Raw genomic sequence first — 11071 nt, forward strand, 5'->3', positions numbered from 1 at the left:
TGTCAATACGTGCTCACAGACAAGCCACTTCGAGCAACATTGCGCATCGCGAGGTCCGTCCCGGACATGCGACAGGCCGGCCGGTGGGACACCGGCCGGCCTGTGCGGGCGGGGGGGGATCAGACCAGGTCGAAGCGGTCCAGGTTCATCACCTTGTCCCACGCCGCCACGAAGTCCCGCACGAACTTCTCCTTGGCGTCGTCACTGGCGTAGACCTCGGCGAGCGCCCGCAGCTCGGAGTTGGAGCCGAAGACCAGGTCGGCGCGGCTGCCCGCCCACTTCAGCTCGCCGGTGGCGGCGTCACGGCCCTCGAACGTGGTCTGGTCCTCGGACGTCGACTTCCACGTCGTGCCCAGGTCGAGCAGGTTGACGAAGAAGTCGTTGGTCAGCGCGCCCGGGGTCTTGGTGAAGACGCCCAGCTGCGACTGCTGGTGGTTGGCGCCCAGGACCCGCAGGCCGCCGACGAGGACGGTCATCTCGGGGGCGCTCAGGGTGAGCAGGTTGGCCCGGTCGAGCAGCAGGTACTCGGCCGGCAGCCGGTTGCCCTTGCCCAGGTAGTTGCGGAAACCGTCGGCGGCCGGCTCCAGCGCGGCGAACGACTCGGCGTCCGTGTGCTCCTCGGTGGCGTCGACCCGGCCCGGGGTGAACGGCACCTCGATCTCGAACCCGGCCTCCTTGGCGGCCTTCTCGATCGCGGCGCAGCCGCCGAGGACGATCAGGTCGGCGAGGGAGACCTTCCGGGCGCCGGTGTTCCAGTCCTGCTGGACGCTCTCCAGGGTGCGCAGCACGACCGCGAGCTGGTCGGGGTCGTTGACCTCCCAGGTGCGCTGCGGCTCCAGGCGGATGCGGGCGCCGTTGGCGCCGCCGCGCTTGTCGCTGCCGCGGAACGTGGAGGCCGACGCCCACGCGGTGGCGACCAGCTGGGAGACGGTCAGGCCCGAGTCGAGGAGCTTCGCCTTCAGCGCCGCGATGTCGGCGGCGTCGATGACCTCGCCCTCCTGCTCCGGCAGCGGGTCCTGCCACAGCAGGGTCTCCTGAGGGACCTCCGGGCCGAGGTACAGCGACTTCGGGCCCATGTCGCGGTGGGTCAGCTTGTACCAGGCGCGGGCGAAGGCGTCGGCGAACTCGTCCGGGTTCTCGTAGAACCGGCGGGAGATCTGCTCGTAGACCGGGTCGAAGCGCAGCGACAGGTCGGTGGTCAGCATCCGCGGGCGGTGCTTCTTCGACGGGTCGTGCGCGTCCGGGATGATCTCCGGGGCGTCCTTGGCCACCCACTGGTGGGCGCCGGCCGGGCTCTGCTCCAGCTCGTACTCGTACTCGAAGAGGTTCTTGAAGAACCCGTTGCTCCACTGCGTCGGGGTGGTGGTCCAGGTGACCTCCAGGCCGGAGGTGATGGCGTCCGCGCCCTTGCCGGTGCCGTGGGTGTTGCGCCAGCCCAGGCCCTGCTCCTCCATGGAGGCGGCCTCGGGGTCGGGGCCGACGCTGTCGGCGGGGCCGGCGCCGTGGGTCTTGCCGAAGGTGTGGCCGCCGGCGATCAGGGCGACGGTCTCCTCGTCGTTCATCGCCATGCGGCGGAACGTCTCACGGATGTCGCGGGCCGCGGCGACCGGGTCCGGGTTGCCGTTGGGGCCCTCCGGGTTGACGTAGATCAGGCCCATCTGGACCGCGCCGAGCGGGTTCTCCAGCTCGCGGTCGCCGCTGTAGCGCTGGTCGTCGAGCCAGGTGGTCTCGGGACCCCAGTAGACGTCCTCCTCCGGCTCCCAGACGTCCTCGCGGCCGCCGCCGAAGCCGAAGGTCTCGAAGCCCATCTGCTCCAGGGCGACGTTGCCGGTGAGGATCAGCAGGTCGGCCCAGGAGATGGACTGCCCGTACTTCTTCTTCACCGGCCACAGCAGCCGGCGGGCCTTGTCGAGGTTACCGTTGTCCGGCCAGCTGTTGAGCGGGGCGAAGCGCTGCTGACCGGCGCCCGCGCCGCCGCGGCCGTCGCTGATGCGGTAGGTGCCCGCGCTGTGCCAGGCCATCCGGATCATCAGCGGGCCGTAGTGGCCGAAGTCGGCGGGCCACCAGTCCTGCGAGGTGGTGAGCACCTCCGCGATGTCCCGCTTGACCGCGGCCAGGTCCAGGCTCTGGAAGGCCGCCGCGTAGTCGAAGTCCTCACCGAGCGGGTTGGCCTCGGCCGGGTTCTTGGCCAGGATCTTCAGGTTGAGCCGCTCCGGCCACCACTGACGGTTTCCGCCGCCCTGGGTCGGGTGGAGGGCGCGCCCGTGCGCGACCGGGCAGCCGCCGGCGTCCTCGGTCTTCGCGTCGGTGACGATGGCGTCGTGGTTCTCGGACATGGTGTTCCGTTCCTTCCGGACTGGCGGATCTCAGTGCTCAGGTTGTGGGAGCGGTGGAACATCCGGGGCACAGGCCCCGGTAGATGACCTCGGCCTCGTCGATCGTGAAGCCGTGGTCGTCGGAGGCGGTCAGACAGGGCGCCTCGCCGACGGCGCAGTCGACGTCGGCGACGGCCCCGCAGGACCGGCAGACGAGGTGGTGGTGGTTGTCCCCGATCCGCCCCTCGAAGCGGGCGGGGCTGCCGGGCGGGTCGATACGGCGCACGAGGCCGGCGGCGGTGAGCGCGTGCAGGCCCTCGTAGACGGCCTGCACGGTGATACGGCCGACGCGGCGCCGCACCCCGGAGGCGATCGACTCGGCGTCGAGATGGCCGCCCTCGCGGACCGTCTCGAGCAGCGCGACCCGCGCCGCGGTGACACGCAGGCCGGCACGCCGGAGGTCCTCGGCGGGGGTCGCGGACTGGGCTCCCGTCATGCGGGCGAACCTATCCTCATAACCGGACCGACTCAAGGAAACGAAGCATTCCAATGTAAGACGCCGTCGGGTGAACGCGAGGTCGCGTGGAGTGACGGGGCCGTGGGCGCGGCCGGGGCCCCCGGCCGCGGGCTACTCCTCGAACCGGGCCACGGCGTCGAGGCCGGCCTCCCGCAGGGTCCGGCGGACGGGGCGGTGGGCGCCGCGGACGGTGAGCGGGACCCGCCGCGGGGCACTCGTCACGGCACGCAGCACGGCATAGGCACAGGCGAGGCCGAGATGGTCGAGGTCCCTCACGTCCAGCACCCAGCTCTCCGACCGCCGCAGCGGCTCACCGAGCAGCAGCCGCTCCAGCTCCCGCAGGGCCGGGGCGCCGCGCAGGTCGCCGGTGAGCACCAGGACCGCCCGCCGCTCGTCGGCCTCGCCGATCCGGACCGTGCCCGCCAGGGGTCGCGCGGGGTGTTCCTGTGCCACGGCAGCCTCCTCGCAGCAGGCGGGGTACGCGGTAGGCCGTACGCCACCCATTGTCGCAACGCGGGCGGGGCCGGGCATGGCGATCGGGCCCTCCGCGACAGCGCGTCGCGGCTCTCTGGCACTGTGTGAGCAGGCACCGACCGGGAAGGACGTCGATCGAGATGATCATCTTCGGTACCAAGGGGTATCTCTACCAGCTCGCGATACTGACGCTGGTGTGCGGCCAGTGCGGGAATCCCGCCGCGCACACGCTCAGGAAGCGCGTCACGAAGTTCACGCTGTTCTTCGTCCCGCTGTTCCCCGTCTCGACGAAATACGCCACGCAGTGCACGTTCTGCGGTGCGGAGCAGCGGGTCACCGCGGAGCAGGCCGAGCAGTTGCAGGCGCAGGCGTCCGGCGGGCCCGGCGGCCCCGGCGGCCAGGCCCACGGACAGCCGCAGCAGCACTACCGGTCCTGACCGCCGGTCCGGGGAGAACCCCGCCCTACGGGGTGGTGCTACCTCCACCCCGTGCTGGGGGCCAGCCGCATTGTGCGGGCACCGCGCCGTTCACATACTGAGGCGCATGGCCGATTCCACTGTGCTTCCCGAACCGTCGACCACGCGCGAACGGGCCTCGGGAAGCGACTTTTCCGAGCTGTCCCGCCGCATTTCGCAGGCGGGGCTGCTGCGTCGTCGCCCGCTCTACTACACGCTCCGTTTCACGGCGGTGGCCCTCGCGCTCGCGGGGTGTGTCGCCGCGTTCGTCGTCCTGGGCGACGACTGGGGGCAGGTGTTCGTCGCAGCCGCCGCGGCGCTGGTGTCCGGTCAGCTCGGGCTGGCGGCCCACGACCTCGCCCACCGGCAGGTCTTCTCCCGTAGGCGGCCCAGTGAGACCGGCGGCCTGCTGGTGGCGAACGTGCTGCTGGGCATGAGCTACGGCTGGTGGATGAACAAGCACACCCGCCACCACGCCAACCCGAACCACGAGGAGAAGGACCCGGACGTCTCCCCGGACATTCTGGTCTGGTCACGCCGTCAGGCACATGCGGCGAAGGGACTTCCGCGTTTCATGGGCCGGTATCAGGCGGCGCTTTTCTTTCCGCTGCTGACCCTGGAGGGGCTGAATCTGAGTTTCAGCAGTTTCCGGGCGCTGCGCAGTCCGTCGATGAAACGGCCCGTGCTGGAGGGGACCCTTCTCGTCCTTCATTTCCTGGTCTATTTCGGCGGCCTGTTCGCCGTTCTCCCCCCGGGCAAGGCGCTGGCCTTCATCGCCGTCCACCAGGGCCTGTTCGGGATCTACCTCGGCTCGGTCTTCGCACCCAACCACAAGGGCATGCCGATGATCGAGGACGGCATGCGGCTGGACTTCCTGCGCCGGCAGGTCCTCACCTCCCGCAACGTGCGCGGCGGGGTGATCGTGGACGCGTTCATGGGCGGCCTGAACTACCAGATCGAGCACCACCTGTTCCCGAGCATGCCGACACCGGCCCTGGGCAGGGCGCAGGTCATCACCGAGCGGTACTGCGCCGAGCTGGGCATTCCGTACCACCAGACCGGGCTGCTCGCCTCGCACCGCGAGGCCCTGCGGCACCTCAGGAGCGTCGGCGAGCCACTGCGCGCCGAGCGGTGAAGCGGCCCGGCTTCCCTCACCGGAGGCCGGCCCCGGCGAGGCGGGCGCGGATGTGTCCCCGTCATGTCCCGTACGCCTCACGCCCCGACCGGCCGGCCCGGCCCGTCGGCGTCCGGGCCGGCTCGGGCGGGCGTCAGCCGACGATCAGGCCCGCCCGGGGCTCCGCGGCGCCGCGCGGGGTGGTGAGCGCGCCGCCGAAGTTGTCCTCGACCTCGGCGCGTTCGGCGGCGTCGGGGTAGGGGTTGGTGCAGGAGGTGCCCGCGGTGGATCCGGACATCAGGCTGGAGCAGGGGCCGGGCTTGCGGTCGGGCAGGCCCAGGATGTGACCGAGTTCGTGGGAGGAGATGCGGACCGTGTCGTAGCCCTGGTTCACGGCCTGCCGGCCGATGTAGACCGTGCCCTTGCCCAGGGACGTGGGCAGGGCGCGCGGCCAGCCGTTGTCCGCGAGGACCCGGATGTCGGCGCGCTGTCCGGTCGCGGCCGGGCGCAGTTCGACGGCGTCGACGCTCTCGTTCCATATCCGTGCGCCCCGGTCGACGGCCGCCTTGAACTCCGCGGCGCCGCGGGCGTCGTAGGTGAGCACCCGGGCGGCCCGCGCGTGGTCCGGGCCCGGGGAGGGGGCCGCGGCGGCCTGACCGCCGGCGAGGGGGAAGGTGACCGCCAGTGCGGCGGCGGCTCCGAGGGTGAGCTTGCGGACGTGCATGGTCGACCTCCTTGTGGGGGAAGGCAGTCGTGCGCATGACATACGTGGGGCTCACTGCCCGCGGGGGCCGGGCGCCAATCCCTCGATCGGCGGGCGGAGCGGCGTGCGGGCCGGTACCCGCCGGCGCCGTGGGGGGCGGAGGACGTCCCTGTCTCGTCGCGGCCGGGGCGGCCCGGCCCGCTGTCAGCCAGTTCGGCGGGTCCCGCCCGTCCGCCGGCCCGCTCCGCCCCTCCGCAGCCCCGTTCCGCCCGTCCGCCGGCCCGTTCCGCTCTCCGCCGGCCCGCTCCGCCCCTCCGCCGAGCCGTTCCACTCCGCCGCCGACCCGCTCCGCCCCTCCGCCGGCCCTCCGTCGGATGACCGATGCGGGGTCCTGTCCGGCGCGGGCAGAGTGCGTGCCGCAGCACCCGCTGCCGCCCCCTGCCGACGGAAAGGACCCCGCCTTGGCTGCCGTACCCCCTGCCGATCTCGTCTTCGTCGACGGCCGTGTGCTCACGGTCGACGCGGACTTCACCGTGGCCTCCGCCCTGGCGGTGACCGACGGCGTCGTCGCGGCGGTCGGCGACCGCGACGAGGTCATGGCGCACGCCGGCCGCGGCACCCGGGTCGTCGACCTGCGGGGCGGCACGCTGCTGCCCGGCATCAACGACGCCCACCTGCACGGCTGCGCCTTCGGACTGACCCGGCCGCCGCTCTCCCTCGACCTGACCCCGCCCGCCGTGCGCTCGGTCACCGACGTGGTCCGCACGGTGCGCGAGGCGGTGCGGCACACGCCCGCCGGGGAATGGGTCGTCGGGCACGGCTGGGACCTGCCCTCCCTCGCGGAGTGCGCCGCCGATCCACGCCGGCTGCCGAGCCGCCAGGACCTCGACCCGGTCAGCCCTGACCACCCGGTGCTGCTGTTCTCCGCCTCCGGACACGCCACCTGGGTCAACTCCGCAGCCCTCGCCCGCGCCGGCGTGGACCGGCACACGCCCGTCCCCTCCGGCACCGGCGTCGTCACCGACGCGGCCGGCGAGCCGACCGGAATCCTCCAGGAGGACGCCCAGGACCTGGTGCACCGCGCCCTGCCGCTGCCGTCGCGGCAGGCGAAGGCCGACGCGATCAAGGCCACGCTGGCCACCCTCGCCCGGCTCGGCGTCACCAGCTACACCGAGCCCGGCCTCGGACCGGGCGGCGACGTCCTGATGCGCGGCGCCCTCGGCCAGGACGTCCTGGGCGCCTACCAGGACCTGCTGGCCCGGGGCGAACTCACCGCCAGGGTCGGCGTGCTCCTGCTGCCCAGCGGCATGGCGAGCACCCCGGAGGAGTTCGTCCGCGTGCTGGACGGCCTGCGGGTGCCGTCCGGCGCCGATCCGCGCCTGCTGCGGGTTCTGGGCGTCAAGATCTTCGCCGACGGCATCCCGCTGAACAAGACGTCCTGGATGCACGAGCCGTACGTCGGCGGCGGGCACGGCGCCCTGTGCGTCGGCGGGCAGACCGACGCACAGCGCACGGAGGGGCTCGCCGAGATGATCCGGCACGCGCACGCGGCGGGGCTCCAGATCGGGGTCCACGCCACCGGCGACCGGTGCATCGACGCGGTCGCGGACGCCTTCGCCGCGGCGGCGGCCGAGCGGCCGCGGCCCGACGCCCGGCACTACGTCATCCACGGCGACTTCCTCACGGCCCGCGGCATGAAGCTGCTGGCGGAGCACGGCTTCGGCGTCAACATGAACCCGACCATCAAGTGGGCGGTGGCGGACATCGAGGAGGAGTTCGTCGGTGCGCACCGGGCGGCCTACGAGTGGCCCTACCGCGACGCCCTCGACGCCGGGGTGCGGGTGACCAGCGGCTCGGACGCGCCCGTGACCTTCCCGGACTGGCGGCAGGGCGTGTCGACCATGGTGCTGCGCAAGGCCCGGGGCAGCGGCCGGGTCAGCGGCGCCGGCCAGCGCATCCGGCTCGCCGAGGCGCTGCGGACGTACACCGCCGACGCGGCCTGGCAGGACTTCGCGGAGGACTGGAAGGGCTCGCTGGAGGTGGGCAAGGCCGCCGACCTGTGCGCCGTCGGCGGGGACCTGCTCGCGACCGACCCGCACGACCTGCCGGAGCTGCCCGTGGTGTTCACCGCGGTCGGGGGGCGGGTGGTGCACGACGAGACGGCCGGTTGACCCGGCCGGGCCCGGTGATCATGCTGGGCGCATGACGGCACCACGGCGACCGGCGGCGGCACCACCACGGCGGCCGGCGGCGGACGTGCTCACCGCCGCTCTGGAACTGCGCCGTGCCGCGCGGGACGCCGCACGCGGCACGGCGGACGGCGACGCGGTGCTGGCGGCGCTGTCCGCGCTGGTCGCCCACGACTTCGCCTCGCTGGCGCGCTGGGACCCGCTGCGCCGCCGGCACCTGACCCTCGCGGGCACCTACCCCGCCCCCGCCACCGCATACATCGAGACCCGGCTGCACGAGGACCCGTCCTTCGCCGCCGTCCGCAACTCACCGGAGGGCGTGCGCTGGTGGGAGGACGTGCCGCCCGCCGAGCGGCACGTCTCCCCCGGCATCCGCGAGGTGCTGGACCCGCTGGGCGTGCGGGGCGGTGTCGCGCAGTGCCTGTTCGCCGCGGACGGGCGGTACGTCGGCATGCTGAACCTGAGCACCACGCGGGTGCGGCGGGTGCCGGCCGGCTCCCGTGCCGCGCTGGCCCTGCTGGGCGAGTGCCTGGGCGCCCTCGCCGATCCGCTGGGGCGGCCGGGGACCGGCGGGGCGGCGGCCGACGGCTGCGCCGTGCTGGTGCCGGCGGCACCGGACGCGGACCCGGTGCCGGTGACCGGCACGCCGCCGCCGGGGCTGACCGGAGGCGCGTCGCCGCTGACCGTCCTCGTGCGGCTGACCGCCGCCCGGCGGCCGTTGCCCGCGACACTCCTGGTCCCCTATCAGGGGCTGCTGCTCGAACTCCGGCTGACCGCCCGGGACTCGGCGGTGATCGCCGCCTGCCGTGCCGTCGCCCGCCCCGCCACGCTCTCCGTGCGCGAGACGGAGGTGCTGGCGGAGCTGACCCGGAGGCGCACCAACCGGGAGATCGCCGGGCGCCTGGGGGTCGGCGTCCGTACGGTCGCCACGCACATCGAGCACATCCTCGCCAAGCTCGGCGTCCCCAACCGGGCCGCCGCGGCCGGGCGGGCCGCCGCCTGGGGGCTGGAGCCGGTGCCCTGAGTCAGGCGCAGGCCCAGGCCGACATCCCCTGGAGCGCGGCCAGCCGTTCGGCCACGGCGATCTGCTCCGCACGGGTGGCCAGATCGGCACGCGGGGCGTACTCGCGCCCGCCGGCCGCGATCCAGCTGGACTGCGCGAACTGGAGTCCGCCGTAGTGCCCGTTGCCGGTGTTGGCCTTCCAGTCGCCCCCGGACTCGCACGCGGCGATGGCGTCCCAGTCGGGCCCGAAGGGAGCGGCGGCGGGCGGGGCCGCCGCGGCCGTGGCAGGGACGCTCAGTGCCGCCGCGGCCGTCAGGGTCACCAGGGCGGTCGTGATCCGGCGCTTCCCGGCACGGCTCCGGCCGGTCATATGATCGTTCTGGCACATCTTCATGAACGGACTGTGACACACGATCACGGAACGCACGCGTCGCACGGGCCGGCGGGTACGCCGGACGGATGGCGGCCGCGCCTGACCGGCTCCGCCGCCGGCGAGTGGCAGCCTTGACCGTATGGGCAGGACCGCACTGATCGTCATCGACATGATCAACACCTATGACCACCCGGACGCCGACCTGCTGATCCCCTCGGTGAAGCCCGTGGTGCCGGTGCTGGCCGGCCTGCTGCGGCAGGCGCGCGAGCGGGACGTTCCGGTCATCTACGTCAACGACAACTTCGGCGAGTGGCGCTCGCACCACGGCGAACTCCTGGACAAGGCCCTCTCCGGCCCGCACGCCGGCCTCGTCGAGCCGCTGCGGCCCGACGACCGTTCCCTGTTCGTGGTCAAGGCCCGGCACTCGATCTTCTTCGGGACACCGCTGGACTACCTGCTCCAGCAGCAGGACGTCGACCGGCTGGTCCTGTGCGGCCAGGTGACGGAGCAGTGCGTGCTCTACTCGGCCCTCGACGCGCACATCCGCCATCTCGGCGTCGTGGTGCCCCGCGACGCCGTCGCCCACATCCACGCCGACCTCGCGGACGCCGCCCTGCGGATGATGGAGCGGAACATGGGGGCGCGGGTGTGCGACACCCACGAGGTGTGGCAGTGAGGGGCGGTGACCGGTCACCGCGCCGCCGTCGGGTCAACTACCTTTCTCCGTAAGGGATCACCGGCCCCATCGGAGGACTTGGCATGACCGACGGAACCGTGTCGAGCGAGCTGCGCGACAGAATCAAGACGGACCAGCCGCACACGGCCCGGATCTGGAACTACTGGCTGGGCGGCAAGGACCACTACCCGGTGGACCAGCAGGCCGGCGACCGGATACGCGAACTGCACCCCGGGATCGGCGACTACGCGACCGCGGACCGGCAGTTCCTCGGCCGTGCCGTGCGGTACCTCGTCGGCGAGTGCGGCATCCGGCAGTTCCTCGACATCGGCACCGGGCTGCCGACGGCGGACAACACCCACGAGGTCGCCCAGCGCATCGCGCCCGAGTCACGGGTGGTCTACGTCGACAACGACCCGATCGTCCTGGCCCACGCCGAGGCGCTCCTGACCAGCACCCCGCAGGGGCGCACGGACTACCTCGACGAGGACCTGCGCAACGTCGACGTCATCCTGGAGCACGCCGCCCGGACGCTGGACATGAGCCGGCCGGTGGCGCTGATGCTGCTCGGCGTCGTCATCTTCGTCGAGGACGACGCCGAGGCGTACGGCGTCGTGCGGCGCCTGGTCGACGCCCTGCCGGCCGGCAGCCACCTGGTGCTGTCGCACACGATCACCCGGCCGGACATGCCGGACGTGGACGCGGCGGTGGCCTTCTGGAACGAGCACGGCACGCCCCGGCTGACCCAGCGCACCCCGGAGGCCGTCGAACGGTTCTTCGACGGCCTGGAGCTGCTCCCGCCCGGCGTGGTCTCGTGCAACCGCTGGCGCCCGGAGGCCGGCGACGACCCGCTGCCGGCGGAGGTCGCCATGTTCGGCGGGGTGGGGCACAAGCCGGCCGCCTCCTGACCCGTGATCCCGGGCGGCTCCCGGCTCGTGGTTCCGGCCCCGGGCGGGGCACGGTCGGCGGCTCCCGGCCCGTGGTCCCGGCGGTTCCCGGCCCCTGATCCCGGGCCGTTCCCGACCGGGTGCTCCGGGCGGCGCGGTGCGCGGGGGGCCCGGACATGCAGGTGGCGGGGGGGGGGGGCCCCTCCCCCCCCCCCCCCCCCCCCCCCCCCCCCCCCCCCAAACAAAACCCACCCCCCCCCCCCCCCCCCCCCCCCCCCCGGCCACCCCCCCCCCCCCCCCCCCCCCCCCCCCCCCCCCGGGGAGGGGAAACCCTTTTAGGCGCGGGGTTTCTTAGGCGTGGACAA

Annotated in this window: 11 protein-coding genes; 6 read left to right on the forward strand and 5 right to left on the reverse strand. The window is 73.4% G+C overall.

Going from position 1 to position 11071, the window contains the following annotated elements:
- Window positions 1-119 precede the first annotated feature (119 nt).
- The 3 genes from katG to ACZ45Q_RS29855 form a co-directional block, all read right to left on the reverse strand.
- Entirely contained in the window at window positions 120-2336 is a 2217-nt protein-coding gene (gene katG, locus ACZ45Q_RS29845) for a catalase/peroxidase HPI (RefSeq protein ID WP_468266979.1), read from the reverse strand.
- Window positions 2337-2373: 37 nt separating this feature from the next.
- Window positions 2374-2811, reverse strand: coding sequence for a Fur family transcriptional regulator (locus ACZ45Q_RS29850; RefSeq protein WP_468266981.1), 438 nt, complete (start codon window positions 2809-2811; stop codon window positions 2374-2376).
- A 132-nt stretch (window positions 2812-2943) separates the two neighbouring features.
- On the reverse strand, window positions 2944-3285 hold the full coding sequence (locus ACZ45Q_RS29855) for an STAS domain-containing protein (protein WP_468266983.1): 342 nt from the start codon (window positions 3283-3285) through the stop codon (window positions 2944-2946).
- A 161-nt stretch (window positions 3286-3446) separates the two neighbouring features.
- Here ACZ45Q_RS29855 and ACZ45Q_RS29860 point away from each other — a divergent pair, with 161 nt between their 5' ends.
- Together ACZ45Q_RS29860 and ACZ45Q_RS29865 are read left to right on the forward strand one after the other, a co-directional pair.
- Entirely contained in the window at window positions 3447-3743 is a 297-nt protein-coding gene (locus tag ACZ45Q_RS29860; RefSeq protein WP_468266985.1) for a zinc-ribbon domain-containing protein, read from the forward strand.
- Window positions 3744-3849: 106 nt separating this feature from the next.
- Complete coding sequence (locus ACZ45Q_RS29865) at window positions 3850-4896, forward strand: fatty acid desaturase family protein (protein ID WP_468266987.1); 1047 nt, start codon at window positions 3850-3852, stop codon at window positions 4894-4896.
- Window positions 4897-5029: 133 nt separating this feature from the next.
- On the opposite strand, the gene ACZ45Q_RS29870 is transcribed toward ACZ45Q_RS29865, so the two are convergent.
- Window positions 5030-5599 carry a snapalysin family zinc-dependent metalloprotease gene (locus ACZ45Q_RS29870; protein ID WP_468266989.1) on the reverse strand — a complete coding sequence of 190 codons (570 nt, stop codon included), beginning with the start codon at window positions 5597-5599 and terminating at the stop codon, window positions 5030-5032.
- A gap of 440 nt (window positions 5600-6039) precedes the next feature.
- On the opposite strand from ACZ45Q_RS29870, the gene ACZ45Q_RS29875 reads away from it, so the two are divergent.
- Together ACZ45Q_RS29875 and ACZ45Q_RS29880 are read left to right on the forward strand one after the other, a co-directional pair.
- Window positions 6040-7749, forward strand: a complete 1710-nt coding sequence (locus ACZ45Q_RS29875; protein ID WP_468266991.1) for an amidohydrolase — start codon at window positions 6040-6042, stop codon at window positions 7747-7749.
- A 31-nt stretch (window positions 7750-7780) separates the two neighbouring features.
- Window positions 7781-8791, forward strand: coding sequence for a helix-turn-helix transcriptional regulator (locus ACZ45Q_RS29880; RefSeq protein WP_468266993.1), 1011 nt, complete (start codon window positions 7781-7783; stop codon window positions 8789-8791).
- A gap of 1 nt (window position 8792) precedes the next feature.
- Here the strand turns inward: ACZ45Q_RS29880 and ACZ45Q_RS29885 are convergent, their stop codons facing one another.
- Window positions 8793-9158, reverse strand: coding sequence for a transglycosylase family protein (locus tag ACZ45Q_RS29885; RefSeq protein WP_468267016.1), 366 nt, complete (start codon window positions 9156-9158; stop codon window positions 8793-8795).
- Window positions 9159-9282: 124 nt separating this feature from the next.
- On the opposite strand from ACZ45Q_RS29885, the gene ACZ45Q_RS29890 reads away from it, so the two are divergent.
- Complete coding sequence (locus ACZ45Q_RS29890; protein WP_468266995.1) at window positions 9283-9819, forward strand: cysteine hydrolase family protein; 537 nt, start codon at window positions 9283-9285, stop codon at window positions 9817-9819.
- 83 nt (window positions 9820-9902) lie between these two features.
- Entirely contained in the window at window positions 9903-10727 is an 825-nt protein-coding gene (locus tag ACZ45Q_RS29895) for an SAM-dependent methyltransferase (protein WP_468266997.1), read from the forward strand.
- Window positions 10728-11071: the final 344 nt, after the last annotated feature.

This window comes from Streptomyces sp. NPDC031049, from assembly GCF_055571015.1.